This window comes from Saccharopolyspora flava (genome assembly GCF_900116135.1).
Classification (GTDB): Bacteria; Actinomycetota; Actinomycetes; order Mycobacteriales; family Pseudonocardiaceae; genus Saccharopolyspora; species Saccharopolyspora flava.
Map to the genome: position 1 here is coordinate 309,030 of NZ_FOZX01000003.1, position 16,801 is coordinate 325,830.

Below are 16,801 nucleotides of genomic sequence, written 5' to 3' on the forward strand. Positions count from 1 at the left end.
CCTCACGCTTCCCGTGCGGCGTCGTCGGGTGCGCTCGCACCCTCCAGCGCCATCGTGATCAGGTCTTCTGCGCCCATCTCGTCGATGTCGTCGCCGACACCGGTGGTGCTCTCAGCGGGTGCGCTCACCCCGCCCAGCTCCAGCAGCGCGTCGAGCAGTCCCGCGTCGCGCAGCCGGTGCAGCGGGACGCTGGTGAGCACGTCGCGGACGCGGTCCTCGGTGAGCTCCTCCGCGTCCCGGTCCACCGGGGCCAGCTCGGTGCCGAGGTGCTCGGCGAGCGCGGTGACGCTGGGGTGGTCGAAGACGAGCGTCGCGGGCAGCCTCAGGCCGGTCGCCCTGCCGAGCGCGTTGCGCAGCTCCACGGCGGTCAGCGAGTCGAACCCGAGGTCGTTGAAACCCGCTGCGACGTCGACGGATTCGGCGTCGGCGTGGCCGAGGACGGCCGCCGCGTGCGAGCGCACCAGGTCGACGAGCAGTGCCGCGCGCTCGCTGTCGGAGGCGGTGCGCAGCCGGTCGGCCACCACCGGTTCCGCCGAGGTCGTCGTCCGGCGGCGCCCCGGCCGCACCAGGTCGCTGAACACGCGGGGCACGACCGCGCCGGAGTCGCGCAGCGCTCCCGCTTCCAGGCGCATCGGCATCAGCACCGGGGTGCTGCGGGCGCAGGCCGCGTCGAACAGGCGCAACCCGTGCTCCGGTGTCAGGGCTCCAACACCGTTGCGGGCGGTGCGCTGTCGCGCGGTGTCGTCGAGCTCGTCGGCCATGCCGTCCGACCACAGGCCCCAGGCCAGGGACTGCCCGGGCAGGCCGCGGGCCCGGCGGTGCTGGATGAGGGCGTCCAGGCAGGCGTTGGCGGCAGAGTAGTTGCCCTGCCCGGGGCCGCCGATCGCTCCGGCGGCCGAGGAGAACAGCACGAACGCCGACAGCGGCAGAGCGCTGGTGAGTTCGTGCAGGTGGAGGGCGGCGTCGACCTTCGGCCGCAGCACCGTCTCGACCTGCTCGCGGGTCAGGGTTTCCAGCACTCCGTCGTCGATCACGCCCGCCAGGTGCACGACCCCGGTCAGCCGGTGCTCGGCGGGGATGTCGTCGAGCAGCGCGGCCAGCGCCGCGCGGTCGGTGACGTCGCAGGCCGCGAAGCGGACCTCGGCGCCCAGCTCCTCCAGCTCGGCGCGCAGGTCGGGGTCGCCGCCCCGGCGGCTCGCGAGCAGCAGGTGGCGGACGCCGTGCTCGGCGACGAGGTGGCGGCTGAACAGCCGCCCGAGCCTGCCGCTGCCGCCGGTGACCAGCACGGTTCCGCCGGGGTCGAAGGTGGTGGCGGGTGTGCCGGGTTCACCGGTGGCGCGGGCGAGCCGCGCCGCGTGGTAGCGACCGTCGCGCACCGCGACCTGGGGTTCGCCGGTCGCCAGGACCGCGTGCGCGTCCAGGTCCTCGTCGATGTCGGCGAGCACGATCCGCCCGGGGTGCTCGGCCTGCGCCGAGCGCACCAGGCCCCACACGGCGGCGCCCGCGAGGTCGGTGACCTCCTCGTCGGCGACCGCGACCGCCCGCCGGGTGGTCACCAGCAGCGTCGTGTCGGTGTCGCGGGCGAGGAAGTCGCGGATCTCGTCGAGGACCCGCAGCACCTCGGCATGGATCCCGGGTGCGTCGAGAGCCGGTGTCGTGCGCAGGATCTCGGCGTCGCGTTCCGGCTCGGGCCCGGGTGTCACCGGGGTCCAGCGGAGTGCGAACAGGTCCTCCGCTCCGGTGCCGGCGAGCTGGTCGGGCGTGACGGGCCGGGGGACCAGCGACTCGACCGAGGCCACCGGAACGCCCGTCTCGTCGGCCAGCTCCAGGCTCATCCCGTCGCCGTCGCGGGTCAGGCGGACGCGGACTGCGGTGGCGCCGGTGGTGCGCGCCGAGACGCCCTGCCAGGAGAACGGGAGCGCGGTCTCGGTGGGGTCGGCGGCGTGCAGGCAGGCGTCCAGCAGCGCCGGATGCAGGGCGAAACCGTCGGTGTTCTCCGGCAAACGGACCTCGGCGAAGATCTCGTCGCCGCGGCGCCACGCGGCGCGCAGGCCTCGGAACAGCGGCCCGTAGTCGAGCCCGAGCTCGGCGAGTCGCGCGTAGCGGGCCTCGACGTCGATGCGTTCGGCGTTCGGCGGCCACTCCGCACCGACCCAGCTCGTGCCGGGGTGGTGGGCGGCGAGGGTGCCGGTGGCGTGCTCGGTCCACTCCCCCGTTCCCGCCGGGCGAGCGTGGATCGCCACCGCGCGGCGGCCGTCGTCCTCGGCGCCCACGCGCACCTGGAGGTCGACGGCGCCCTGCTCGGGCAGCACCAGCGGGGCCGCGAGGGTCAGCTCCTCGACGCCGTCGCAGCCGAGCTCGTCGGCGGCGCGCAACGCCATGTCCAGGAACGCGGTGCCGGGCAGCAGCACGCGTCCCATCACCACGTGGTCGCCGAGCCACGGGTGCTCGTCGAGCGACACCCGGCCGCTGAGCAGGACTTCCCCGGATCCGGCCAGTTCCGCGGCCGCGCCCAGCAGCGGGTGCTCGACGGCGGCGAGGCCGAGCCGGGACGCGTCGCCGGTGCGCTGGGCCGGGGTCGCCCAGAACCACTGGTGCTGGAACGGGTAGGTCGGCAGGTCGACCCGGCGCGCCCCGGTCCCGGCGAACGACGGCTCCCACGCCACATCAACGCCCACGACGTGCAGCGACGCCAAGGCCTTGATCAGACCGGCGTGCTCGTCGTGGTCCTTGCGCTGCACCGGCACGACCACCGCCGCGTCCGGAACCTGCTCCCCGACCAGCGCCGACAGCACCCCACCCGGCCCGACCTCCAGGAACGCCGACACACCAGCCCCGGCCAGCTCAGCAACCACATCCCCGAACCGCACCGCATCCCGAACATGTCGCACCCAGAACTCAGGCGACGTCACATCCCCGGAAGCGACCACCGGAACCCCGGGCTCCCGGAACTCCAACCCCTCAACGACGGCCCGGAACTCATCAAGCATCGGCTCCATGAGCACCGAGTGGAAAGCATGAGAAACGTTGAGCCGCTTGAACTCCCAGTTCTTGGCGACCGCCATCACGGCGTCCTCGTCCCCAGCCAACACGACCGACTCGGGACCGTTGACCGCCGCCAAAGAGATGACACCCGATCGAGAATTGCCATTTTCGTGGGGACGAATACCGGAGTTTTCGGCGGGTCGAATACTCCGGTATTCGTCCCCCCGAATCTGGGAGTTTTTGACCGCCGGAAGATCACCCGACAGGAACGGCAAGACATCGGACTCGGTCGCGCGGACCGCGACCATGACGCCGCCTGTGGGCAGGGCCTGCATTAACGAGGCTCGGGCCGTGATCAGGGTGCAGGCGTCTTGGAGGGACAACACGCCCGCTACGTGGGCTGCGGCGACTTCCCCGATCGAGTGGCCTGCGAGGTGGTCCGGGCGGACACCGAAGGACTCGATCAGGCGGTAGAGGGCGACCTCGATGGCGAACAGGGCTGGTTGGGCGACGCCTGTTTGGTTGAGGGCTTCCTGGTCTTCTCCCCACATGATCTTGCGGATGGACGGGTCGAGGTGGGTCAGGACCTCGTCCAGGGCTTCGGCGAAGACCGGGTGGCGGTCGTAGAGGTCTCGGCCCATGCCCAAGCTCTGCGAGCCCTGGCCGGAGAACAGCATCGCGAGCGGCCGGTCTCCGGCGGTGCCGCGGGCGATCTCGACGGGCTCGTCGCCGGTGTCGGAGGCGAGCAGGACGGCGCGGTGGTCGAACGTCGACCGGGACGTGACCAGGGAGAACCCGACGTCCACGGCGGAATCGTCGACCGAGCTCAGGCGCGCGATCTGCTCGTCCAGGGCGGCCTCGGTCTTGGCCGAGACCGGCCACGGAACCGCCCCGGAAACCGGTCGCTCGACGGAAACAGCCTCGACAGGAACGGACTCGACAGGCGCCTGCTCGATGATCACGTGGGCGTTGGTGCCGCTGACGCCGAAGGAGGAGACCCCGGCGCGACGCGGGTGCCCGTGCGCCGCCCACGCGCGGGGCGAGGTGACGAGCTCGACCGCGCCGTCCTCCCAGTCCACGTGCGTCGACAGGGTGTCGGCGTGCAGCGTCGGGGGCACCACGCCGTGACGCATGGCCTGCACCATCTTGATCACGCCCGCCACGCCCGAGGCCGCCTGGGTGTGGCCGAGGTTCGACTTCACCGACCCCAGCAGCAGCGGTTCCTCGCGGTCGCGGCCGTAGGTCGCCAGCAGGGCCTGGGCCTCGATCGGATCGCCCAGGGTCGTGCCGGTCCCGTGCGCCTCGACCACGTCGACGTCCCCCGCGCCCAGTCCGGCGGCGCTGAGCGCCTGGCGGATGACGCGCTGCTGGGAGGGGCCGTTGGGCGCGGTGAGGCCGTTGGAGGCGCCGTCGGAGTTGATCGCGCTGCCGCGCAGCACCGCCAGCACCTCGTGCCCCTGGCGACGCGCTTCGGAGAGCCGTTCCAGCACCAGCAGTCCCGCGCCTTCGGACCAGCCGACACCGTCGGCGTCGTCGGAGAAGGACTTGCAACGCCCGTCCGGGGACAGGCCGCGCTGGCGGGAGAACTCCAGGAACGTGCGCGGCGTCGACATGACGGTGACGCCACCGGCCAACGCCAGCGAGCACTCGCCCTGCCGGATCGCTTGCGCGGCCAGGTGCATCGACACCAGCGACGACGAGCACGCGGTGTCCACGGTCATGGCGGGGCCTTCGAAGCCGAAGGCGTAGGCGAGCCGACCGGAGACGACGCTCGGCGAGCTGCCGAGGTTCTGGTACCCCTCGAACGCGGCACCGGTGAGCAGGGCGCTGTAGTCGTTGTACATCACGCCGGCGAACACGCCGGTCCGGCTGCCGCGCAACGACATCGGGTCGACACCGGCGCGTTCCAGCGACTCCCACGCCACTTCCAGCAGCAACCGCTGCTGGGCGTCGGTGGCCAGCGCTTCACGCGGCGACATGCCGAAGAACGCCGGATCGAATTCGCCTGCGTCGTGCAGGAATCCGCCGGATCGGGTGTAGGAGGTGCCCGCGTGCTCCGGATCCGGGTCGTACAGCGCGTCCACGTCCCAGCCGCGGTTGACGGGGAACTCGCTGATCGCGTCGACCCCGTCGGACACCAGCCGCCACAGGTCCTCCGGCGAGGACACCCCACCCGGGTAGCGGCAGGCCATGCCCACGATGACGACCGGATCGTCCTCCGCACTCACCATGAACGGAACGGGTTGCGCCGCATCGGTTTCCGATCCGAAGAGCTCGTCGTGCAGGTGGTCGGCGAGGGCCTGGGTGGTCGGGTGGTCGAAGCTCAGCGTCGTCGGCAGGCGCAGCCCGGTCGCCGCGCCGAGCTGGTTGCGCAGTTCCACCGCCGTCAGCGAGTCGAAGCCGAGTTCTTGGAACGCGCGGTTCGGGTCGACCGCGTCGGCGCTGGTGTGCCCCAGCGCGGTGGCGACCTCGCGGCGGACCAGATCCAGCAGGGCAGCGGGGCGTTCCGTCTCGCGCAGCGCGGTCAGCCGCGCCACCAGCGACTCGGTTGTCGTCGAGCTCGCCCGCGAGCGGCGCGTCCGGCCGCGCACGAGTCCGCGCAGCAGCGGCGGAACCTCCCCGGAGCGGGTGAGGTCCAGCCGAGCGGGGACAACCACGGGCCGTCCGGCACTCAGCGCGGCGTCGAAGAGGCGAAGCCCCTGTTCCGGGGTGATCGGCGGCATCCCGGAGCGGTCGAGCCGTTGCGCGTCGACGCCGGAGGCCATGCCGAGCTGCCACGGCCCCCACGCCAGCGACACGCCCGGAAGTCCTCGCGCGCGGCGGTGTTCGACCAGCGCGTCCAGGAAGGCGTTGCCCGCCGCGTAGTTGGCCTGCCCGGGGGTGCCGAGGACACCGGCGGCGGAGGAGAACACGACGAACGCCGACAGGTCGGGCACCAGCTCGTGCAGGTTCCAGGCGGCGTCGACCTTCGGGCGCAGCACGGCGTCCACGCGTTCCGGGGTCAGGGTCTCGATCACGCCGTCGTCGAGGACACCGGCGGCGTGGACCACCGACCGCACCTCGTGCTCGGCCAGCAGGTCCCGGAGCGCGGCGCGGTCGGCGACGTCGCAGGCCCGCACCTCCACCCGCGCTCCCTGCTCGGCCAGGTCGGCGACCAGCTCGTCGGCGGTGCCGGTGCGGCTGACCAGCAGCAGCTCGCGCACCCCGTGCTCGACGACGAGGTGCCGGGCCACCAGGGCGCCCAACCCTCCGGTGCCGCCGGTGATGAGCACGGGCTCTTCCCAGCCGACCGGCTCGTCCTGCGGTGCGGTGCGGGCCAGGCGGGCGGCGAACAGCTCGTCGCCGCGCAGCAGCATCTGCGGCTCGTCGCAGGCCAAGGCCCGGGCGAGGGCGCTGCCGTCGACCGGTTCGGGGTCGAGGTCCAGCAGCCCGAACCGGCCGGGGTGCTCGGTCTGGGCGGTGCGGATCAGGCCGTGCACTGCGGCCGCGGCCGGGTCGGTTCCGGAGGTCGCCCCGCGCGTCACGAACAGCAGGCGGGTGCCCTCGCGGGCCAGGCAGTCCTGAACCTGGGCGAGCGCGTGCGCGGTGGCCTCGCGGGCCGAGGTGATCACGTCGTCGCCGCCGGCGATCGGGACGACGAGGAGATCGGCGTCGGGGTCGATCGGGATGCCGGTGTCGCGGAGACCGTGCCGGTCCGGGCCCGCGAGGGCGATCGCGGGCGGCGGTTCGGCGCCGCTGATCGGGGTCCACTCGACGGTGAACAGGGCGTTGTCGGTGTCCCGCGCCTCGACCGGCATCGGCCGGGTGCGCAGCGAGTCGACCGAGGCGACCGGACGTCCGGCGGTGTCGGCGAGGGTGAGGGCGACCTCGTCCTCGCCGCGCGGCGTGATCCGCACCCGCACGGCCGAGGCCTCGGCGGCGTGCAGGGTCGCGCCCTGCCAGGAGAACGGCAGACCGCCGCGTTCGACGGTCTCGGGGTCGGCGACGCCGGAGGCGTGCAGGCAGGCGTCCAGCAACGCCGGGTGCAGGCCGAAGCCGCTGCCGTCGGTGCCGTCCGGGAGTGCGACCTCGGCGAACACCTCGTCGCCGCGACGCCACACCGCGCGCAGCCCGCGGAAGACCGGACCGTAGTCGAACCCGGCCGCGTCGAAGCGCTCGTAACCGCGCTCGACGTCCTCCGCCACGGCACCGGACGGCGGCCATTCCGCCAGGTCAGCAGGCTTATCGTGGGCGCCGTGGGTGAGGGTGCCGCTGGCGTGCCGGGTCCACGGCTGGTCGGTGTCGTCGGGCCGGGACAGCACGGCGATCGGGCGCCGGCCGGACTCGTCGGCCGCGCCCACCGACACCTGGAGCTGCACGGCACCGCGTTCGGGCAGCACGAGCGGGGCGGCGAGGGTGAGCTCCCCGACCTCGTCGCAGCCGACCTCGTCAGCGGCGCGCAGGGCGAGTTCGAGGAACGCCGTGCCGGGGAACAGGATTCGTCCGCCGACGGCGTGGTCGGCGAGCCACGGCTGGGTGTCGAGCGACAGCCTGCTGGCGATCAGGAAGCCGTCGGCCTCGGCGAGTTCGACGCCCGCGGCGAGCAAGGGGTGCTCGACCGCCGTCAACCCGGCCGCCCGGACTCCGCTGCCCGCGGTGAGCTTCGGCCAGTAGCGGCGGCGCTGGAAGGCGTAGGTGGGCAGGTCGACCCGTTGCGCGCGCGTCCCGTCGAAGATCGGGCTCCAGTCCACGTCGACCCCGGCGACGTGCAGCGAGGCCAGCGCCGACAGCACCGACGTCCCCTCGTCCCGGTCCTTCCGCAGCACCGGCACGACGAGGGCTTCCGGCGCGGACTCGCCGGCCATCGCGGACAGCACCCCGTCCGGCCCCAGCTCCAGGAACGCGTCCACACCCCGCTCGGCCAACGTCGTCACGGTCTCGCCGAACCGCACGGTGTCGCGAACGTGCTGCACCCAGAACTCCGGAGACGTCACATCCCCCGAAGCAACCACCGGAACCCGAGGCTCCCGAAACTCCAGCCCCTCAACAACGCCCCGGAACTCCTCCAGCATCGGCTCCATCAGAGCCGAGTGGAAAGCATGAGAAACGTTGAGCCGCTTGAACTCCCAGTTCTTCGCGACCGCCATCACGGAGTCCTCGTCCCCGGCCAACACGACCGACTCCGGACCGTTCACCGCCGCCAATGAGATGACACCCGTTCGAGAATTGCCATTTTCGGGGGGTCGAATACCGGAGTTTTCGTGGGGTCGAATACTCCGGTATTCGTCCCCCTGAATTTGGGAGTTTTTGACCGGCGGAAGTTCACCCGTTAGGTAAGGCAGGACCTCGGACTCGGTCGCGCGGACCGCGACCATCGCCCCGCCTGAGGGCAGGGCCTGCATCAACGAGGCTCGGGCCGTGATCAACGTGCAGGCGTCCTCCAGGGACAACACGCCCGCTACGTGGGCTGCGGCGACCTCCCCGATCGAGTGGCCTGCCACGTGGTCCGGGGTGATGCCGAAGGACTCGATCAGGTGGTAGAGGGCGACCTCGATGGCAAACAGTGCCGGTTGGGCGACGCCTGTCTGGTTGAGGGCTTCCTGGTCGTCGCCCCACATGACCTCTCGGACCGACGGATTCAGGTGGGACAGGACCTCGTCCAGTGCCTGTGCGAAGACCGGGTGGCGGTCGTACAGCTCTCTGCCCATGCCGAGGCGTTGGGAGCCTTGGCCTGCGAAGAGGACCGCCAGGGTGCGGTTGGTGGCGACGGCGCGGGCGGTTTCGGTGATCGAGTCTCGTGCGGCCAGCAGCACCGCGCGGTGGTCGAGCGCGGTGCGGGAGGTGGCCAGCGAGTAGCCGATGTCGACGCGGACGCCGTCCCAGCCGCGCAGGCGGGTGATCTGCTCGTCGAGCGCGGCCTCGGACTTCGCCGAGACCACCCAGGGAACCACCGTCGGCGACACCCACGGCTCGGCTGCCGGAACGTCCAGCGCCGCCGGGTGTTCCAGGATGACGTGCGCGTTCGTGCCGCTGACGCCGAACGACGACACCCCGGCCCGACGCGGGCGTCCCGTCTCCGGCCAGGCCGTGCTGGCGGTGAGCAGCCGGAGCGCGCCCGAGGACCAGTCCACGTGCGAGGACGGCGTGTCGACGTGCAGCGTCTTCGGCAGGACACCGCGCCGCATGGCCATCACCGTCTTGATCACCCCGGCGACGCCGGCCGCGGCCTGCGTGTGCCCGAGGTTCGACTTCACCGAGCCCAGCAGCAGCGGTGCGGCCCGGTCACCGCCGTAGGTGGCCATCAGCGCGTCGGCCTCGATGGGATCGCCGAGCGCGGTGCCGGTCCCGTGCGCCTCCACGGCGTCCACTTCGGACGGTTCGAGGTTGGCCGAGCGCAGCGCTTCCCGGATCACGCGCTGCTGCGACGGACCGTTGGGCGCGGTCAGCCCGTTCGACGCGCCGTCCTGGTTCACCGCACTGCCCCGCACGACCGCCAGCACCCGATGGCCGTGGCGTTGGGCATCGGAAAGCCGCTCCAGCACGAGCATTCCGACACCTTCGGACCAGCCGGTGCCGTCGGCGGAGTCGGAGAACGCCTTGCAGCGGCCGTCGGCGGCCAAGCCGCGCTGGCGGGTGAACTCGAAGAACGCGTGCGGCGTCGACATGACGGTCACGCCACCGGCCAGCGCCAGCGAGCACTCCCCCTGCCGCAACGACTGCGCCGCCAAATGCATCGACACCAGCGACGACGAGCACGCCGTGTCCACCGTCACCGCAGGACCCTCGAAACCGAAGGTGTAGGACACCCGGCCCGACAGCACGCTGGCGATGTGCCCGGTGGCCGCGTGCCCCTCGGGCACGTCCGCGCCGGTGCCCAGCAGCGACGCGTAGTCCTGACCGTTGGTGCCCAGGAACGCGCCGGTGCGACTTCCGCGCAGCTCAGCGGGGTCGAGGTGGGCGCGTTCCAGTGCCTCCCACGCGGTTTCGAGCACGAGCCGCTGCTGCGGGTCCATCCCGGCGGCCTCGCGCGGTGAGATCCCGAAGAAGTCCGCGTCGAAATCCGTTGCCCCGTCGAGGAAACCGCCCTCGGCGGCGAGGCTGGACTCGGCCAGGGCCGTCCGGTCCCAGCCGCGGTCGTCGGGGAACGGGCCGATGGCGTCGACGCCCTCCTCGACCAGCCGCCACAGGTCCTCGGGCGAGCGCACGCCGCCGGGGAAGCGGCAGGCCATGCCGACGATCGCGATCGGTTCGCTGTTGCGGGACTCCAGTTCGGCGATGCGCTCGCGGGCGCGGCGGAGGTCGACGGTGGTGCGCCTCAGGTATTCGACAACTCGGTCCTGCTGATCTTCCGCCACCGGTCCACCTTCATGTCTCGTGTCGAGCTGGGTCTCGTCAGGAGAGGTCGAGCAGCCCGTTGTCGATGCTGTTGAGGAGTTCGTCGACGGGCATCGACTTGATGTCGTCCTCGGAAGGGCGACCGCCGGTCGAGGACTGCCCGCGCTCGCGCAACCAGGCGAGGGTGTCCTCGAGGCGCCGCTTGATCTCGTCGACGTCGTCGGTCGAGGCCCGCAGCGCGGTGTGGAACCGCTCGAACTCGCTGAGCGCGGAGCCGACCTCGGCGGTGTCCTCGACGTCGAGGTTCGCCAGCAGGTGGTCGGCCACGGCGCGCGGCGTCGGGTAGTCGAACAGCAGCGCCGAGGGCAGCGCCACGCCGGTGGCCTTCCGCAGCCGGTCGCGCATCTCCAGGCTGGTCAGCGAGTCGAAACCCAGGTCGCGGAAGGCGTTGTCGACGCCGATCGCGGTCGGGCTCGGATGCCCGAGCACGGTTGCCGCTTCGGTCCGCACCAGCTCCAGGACGGCGGGGCCGCGGTCGGACCGGGGCAGGCCGGCGAGCTCGTCGACGAATACCGCGGTCTCGGTCCCGGCGAGGGCGCGCCGTGCCGCCTCGACGCCCGACAGCAGCGGGCTGGGGCGGACCGCGGTGAAGTGCGGGGCGAACAGCGGCCAGTCCAGGTGCGCCACGGTGAGCGCGGTGCGGTCGTCGGCGACGGCGCGCCACAGGGCGTCGAGGGCGAGGTCCGGTTCCATCGGCAGCACGCCGCGCCGCCGGAGCCGGTCGGCGATGGCGTCGTCGGCGGCCGCCCCCGTTCCCGCCCACGCGCCCCAGGCGATCGAGGTGGCGGGCAGGCCTTCGGCGCGGCGCTGGCGGGCGACGGCGTCGAGGACGGCGTTGGCGGCGGCGTAGTTGGCCTGCCCGGCGTTGCCGATGCTGCCCGCGAGGGAGGAGAACAGCACGAAGAAGTCCAGGTCGCGGTCGCGGGTGAGCTCGTCGAGCAGCAGCGCGGAGTCCACCTTGGACTCGAAGACCTCGCCGAAGCGCTCCGGGGTGAGTTGGTCGAGCACGCCGTCGTCGACGACTCCGGCCGCGTGCACCACGCCGGTGAGGTCGTCGATGCCGTCGAGCACGGCGCTGAGCGCGTCGCGGTCGGCGGCGTCGCAGGCCTCGATCCGCACCCGCACGCCCCGCTCTTCCAGCTGCTCGGCGAGTTCGGTGGCGCCCGGGGCGTCGGGGCCGCGTCGGCTGAGCAGCACGAGCGCGTCGGCGCCGCGTTCGGCCAGGTCGTGGGCCAGGTGGGTGCCGAGCGAGCCGGTTCCGCCGGTGATCAGCACCGTGCCGGAGGGGGGCGCCGTGTCGGCCCGGTGGGAGCGCGGTGCGGGTGCGAGCCTGCGGGCGAAGGCGCCTGCGGTCCGGATGGCGACCTGGTCCTCGGTTCCGGCGAGGACGCCGGTGAGCAGTTCGGCGCTGCGGGCGTCGAGCTCGTCGGGCAGGTCGATCAGGCCGCCCCACCTGCCGGGCAGTTCGAGGGCGGCGACCCGCCCCAGGCCCCACACGCCCGCGTAGGTGGAGTCGCGCACCGGGTCGTCGTCGGCGACCGAGACCGCGCCTCGGGTCACGGCCCACACGCGGGCGTCGACGCCGGCGTCGCCGAGCGCCTGGAGCAGGACGGCGCACTCGATCTCGTCGCCGAGGGCGATCACCCCGGCCGGAGCGGCGGGCAGGTCGGTGAGCCGCTTGGCGAGGTCGTCGCGCCGGGTTCCGGGTTCGACGGGCAGGCGCACCGCGTCGTCGCCGAGGGCGTCGGCGATCGCGGAGGCCCACGGGTCGGTGGCGAGCTCGGTGGGGGTCGCGATCAGCCACTGCCCGTCCGGTGTCGCGGGCCGGTGGGTGAGCCGGGTCCAGGTCTCCTGGTAGCACCAGTCGTCGGTGATGTTCGCGGCGAGCTGTTCCGGCCAGTAGCGCTCGCGCTGGAACGGGTAGGTCGGCAGGTCGACCAGGCGTGCGCCGGTGCCGGTGAAGCAGGGCGTCCAGTCGACGTCCACGCCGGACACGTGCAGCCGTGCCAGCGCCTCGACCAGGGCGGTCTCGCCGTCGCGGTCCTTGCGCTGCGCCGGGACGAGCACGGCGCCCTCGGGCGCGGAGTCGGCGGCCATCGCCGAGAGGGTCCCGTCGGGGCCCAGTTCCAGGAAGGCGTTCACGCCGCGCTCGCCCAGGGTCCGCACGGTCTCGCCGAAGCGCACGGTGTTGCGGACGTGCTGGACCCAGAACTCCGGCGAGGTCACGTCGCCGTCGACGGCGATCGGTGTCGTCGGGGTCCGCAACGACAACCCGCTGATCGCCTCGCGGAAGTCATCGAGCATCGGGTCCATCAACGCCGAGTGAAACGCATGACTGACCAGCAGATTCCTAGACTTCCACTGCCCAGCCACCGCCATCACGGCGTCCTCGTCCCCGGCCAGAACCACCGACTCAGGGCCGTTCACCGCCGCCAAAGAGATGACACCCGTTCGAGAATTGCCATTTTCGTGGGGTCGAATACCGGAGTTTTCGGCGGGTCGAATACTCCGGTATTCGTCCCCCCGAATCTGGGAGTTTTTGACCTCCGGAAGATCACCCGACAGGTAAGGCAGGACGTCGGACTCGCTGGCGCGGACCGCGACCATCACCCCGCCCGAAGGCAAGGCCTGCATCAACCGGGCTCGAGCCGTGATCAGAGTGCAGGCGTCTTCGAGGGACAACACGCGAGCCACGTGGGCTGCGGCCACTTCCCCGATCGAGTGGCCTGCGACGTAGTCCGGGTTGAGACCGAAGGACTCCGCCAGCCGGAACTGGGCGACCTCGATCGCGAACAGGGCCGGTTGGGCGACGCCCGTCTGGTTGAGGGCCTCCTGATCCTCGCCCCACATCACCTCTCGGACCGACGGATCCAAGTGGGACAGAACCTCGTCCAACGCGTCCGCGAAGACCGGGAAGCGGTCGTACAACTCCCTGCCCATGCCGAGGCGTTGGGAGCCTTGGCCTGCGAAGAGGACTGCGAGGGTGCGGTGTGTGGCGGTGTCTCGGATTTCGCCGGAGGGGAGGTGGACTGCTCGGTGGTCGAAGGTGGAGCGGGAGGTGGCCAGGGAGTGTCCGATGTCGAGGGCTGTGTGGTCGAGGGCGTTGAGGTGGGTGATCTGGTCGTCGAGGGCGGTTTCGGTCTTGGCTGAGATGGGCCACGGGATGACGGCCGGGTCGATCTCGGGGGTTTCGGCCGGGACGTGCTGGTCGGGGGCTTGTTCGACGATCACGTGGGCGTTGGTGCCGCCGATGCCGAACGACGAGACGCCCGCGCGGCGCGGGCGACCCGTGTCGGGCCAGTCGACCGCGTCGTGGAGCAGTTCGACCGCGCCGGAGCCCCAGGTGACGTGGCCGGACGGGGTGTCGGCGTGCAGCGTGCGCGGGGCGATGCCGTGGCGCAGTGCCATCACCATCTTGATGACCCCGGCGGCACCGGCCGCGGCCTGGGTGTGCCCGAGGTTGGACTTCACCGAGCCCAGGAGCAGCGGCCGCTCCCGGTCCTGACCGTAGGTCGCCAGCAGCGCCTGCGCCTCGATCGGATCACCCAAAGTCGTTCCAGTGCCATGCCCCTCAACCACATCAACATCCGAAGTGGACAGACCAGCACCGGCCAGGGCCTGCCGGATGACCCGCTGCTGCGACGGGCCGTTCGGCGCGGTCAGGCCGTTCGAGGCGCCGTCGGAGTTCACCGCCGATCCGCGCAGCAGCGCCAGCACGCGATGGCCGTTGCGGCGGGCGTCGGACAGGCGCTCCAGCACCAGCACGCCGGCACCCTCGGACCAGCCGACGCCGTCGGCGTCGTCGGAGTAGGACTTGCAGCGGCCGTCCGGGGCCAGACCGCCCTGCTTGGTGAACTCGACGAACGTCGACGGCGTCGACATCACCGTCGCCCCACCGGCCAGCGCCAGCGAGCACTCCCCCTGCCGCAACGACTGCGCCGCCCAGTGCATCGACACCAGCGACGACGAGCACGCCGTGTCCACCGTGACCGCAGGGCCTTCGACGCCGAGCGCGTAGGCGACGCGGCCGGACGCGACGCTGCCCGCGGTCCCGGTGGTCCAGTAGCCCTCGGTGCCCTCGGGCGCGTCGGCGAGACCGGTGCCGTAGTCGTGGTACATGACGCCGGTGAACACGCCCGCGTCTCGGCCGCGCAGCGTCGTCGGGTCGATGCCGGAGCGCTCCAGGGCCTCCCACGACACCTCCAGCAACAACCGCTGCTGCGGGTCCATCGCCAACGCCTCGCGGGGTGAGATGCCGAAGAACGCGGCGTCGAAATCGGCTGCGTCGTGCAGGAATCCGCCGTGCCGGGTCGCGCTGGTGCCGGGATCGCCCGGCTCGCCGAACAGCTTCGCCAGGTTCCAGCCGCGGTCGGCGGGGAACGGCGACAGCACGTCGTCGCCGTCGGCGACCAGCTGCCAGAGCTGCTCGGGCGAGCGCACGTCACCGGGGAAGCGGCAGCCCATGCCGATGATCGCGATCGGCTCGCCCGGGTCCTGGCGCGGCGCGGCGAGAGCCGGGGCCGGGGTCCGCTCGCCGAGCAGTTCGGCGCGCAGGTGGCGGGCCAGCGCGTCCGGGGTCGGGTGGTCGAACGCCACCGGGGCGGGCAGGTCCAGGCCGGTGACGGCCGTCAGCCGGTTGCGCAACGCCACCGCGCTCACCGAGGTCAACCCGAGCTCGCGGAACGCGCTCCGGGCCGCCGCGGCGCTCAGCGCGTCGAGCCCGAGGGCCTGCGCGACCTCGGCGCGCACCAGCTCCAGCAGCGACGACTCCTGCTCCTGCGGCGTCAGGCCGGTCAACCGCCGCCGCAGCTCGGCGGCCGCCGCCTCGTCCGCCTCGGTCACGCGCGCGGCGCTCTCGACCAGCTCGCTGGAGAACGACTCGCGGTCGGCGAGCAGGCGGGTCGGCAGGTCGCGCAGCAGGTGCCGGGTGACCTTGCCGGAAGCCGTCCGGGGGATGCGCTCGGTCTCGTAGATCCGCTCGGGGATCTTGAAGCTCGACAGCCGCTCCCGGCACACCGCGAACAGCGCCTCGACGTCGACGCCGGTCTCGCGCGGGACGACGTAGGCCACCGGCACCTCGCCGAGCACCTCGTGCGGTTCGCCCGCCGCGGCCACGTCGGCGACGCCCGGGGCGTCCCGCAGCGCGTCCTCCACCTCGCCGGGGTGGATGTTCTCCCCGCCCCGGTTGATCAGCTCCTTCACCCGGCCGGTGATGGTCAGGTAACCGGCCTCGTCCTGCCTGGCCAGGTCACCGGTGCGGTACCAGCCTCCCGGCAGCGCGGCGGCGGTCGCCTCCGGCGCGTTGTGGTAGCCGACCATGAGGTTCGGGCCGCGCACCCACACCTCGCCCTCCGCTCCGGGGGCGACGTCGCGGGCGCTGTCCGGGTCGACCAGCCGCAGCGCCAGACCGGGCACCGGCAGGCCGCAGGACCCGTCGACCCGGGTGCCGTGCTGCCAGTTCACCGCCATCAGACCGCAGGTCTCGGTGCTGCCGTAGCCGTCCAGCAGCGGGACGCCGAAGGTCTCCTCGAAGGCGGTGCGCAGCGAGGCCGGGCACACCGAACCCGCCGTCAGGCAGCGCCGCAGGCCGCTCATGTCGACGTCGTGGCGCCGCGCGGCCTCCAGCAGGTGGTGGTACATCGCGGGCACGCCGGTGAGGAACGTGTAGGTGTCGTCCTGGAACGCGCGCAGCACCTCCTCGCCGGAGAAGCCGTCCAGCACGCGGCAGGTGGCGCCGACCGCGGTCACGCCGATCACGCACAGCACGTGCGCGAGGCTGTGGTGCAGCGGCAGCGGCCACAGCACCCGGTCCTCGCCGGACAGGCCGACGATCGGGGCGTAGCAGGCCGCCACCGACCACAGGCAGCTGCGCTGCGTCGACAGCACGCCCTTGGGCTTGCCGGTGGTGCCGGAGGTGTAGAGCATCCAGGCGACGTCGTCGAGGTCCTGGTCGTCGCGGGCGGGCTGGGCGGGTTCGGCGGCCATCAGGTCCGCGTAGCGGGTGGCCGGGGTGCCCTCGGGCAGCGGGTCGTCGCCGGTGACCACGATCCGCAGGTGCGGGCGTTCCCGCTGCAGCGCCACGACCTGGTCCAGCCGGCCGCGGTCGGTGATCACCACGCGGGCGCCGCTGTCGTCGAGGACGTAGGCCAGCTCGGCGTCGGCCGAGTTCGGGTTGAACGGCAGCGCGACGCCGCTCGCGCGGATCACCGCGAGGTAGGCCTCCAGCGTCTCCACCGAGTTGCCGAGGTAGATCATCGCCCGGTCGCCGCGATCCAGCCGGTCCGCCAGGTGACCCGCGAGCCGGGCGGTGCGCCGCTCGTACTCGGCGTAGGTGAGGTCCCGCCGGTGGTCGCTGAACGCGATCTTGTCCGGCGTCCGCTCGGCGTGCTCCCGCAGCAGCTCGGACAGCGGCCGGATGAGTTCGGTACGTAACACGACGACG

General features: G+C 72.5%; 2 protein-coding genes. Both read right to left on the minus strand.

Annotated elements, in window-relative coordinates; all coding sequences use genetic code 11:
* Positions 1–2: 2 nt before the first annotated feature.
* Positions 3–10,319, minus strand: a complete 10,317-nt coding sequence (locus tag BM424_RS11620; RefSeq protein WP_093416103.1) for a type I polyketide synthase — start codon at positions 10,317–10,319, stop codon at positions 3–5.
* 37 nt (positions 10,320–10,356) lie between these two features.
* The gene (locus BM424_RS11625; protein WP_175548043.1) at positions 10,357–16,794 is read right to left on the minus strand and encodes a type I polyketide synthase; all 6,438 of its coding nucleotides are present in this window, start codon (positions 16,792–16,794) and stop codon (positions 10,357–10,359) included.
* Positions 16,795–16,801 lie beyond the last annotated feature (7 nt).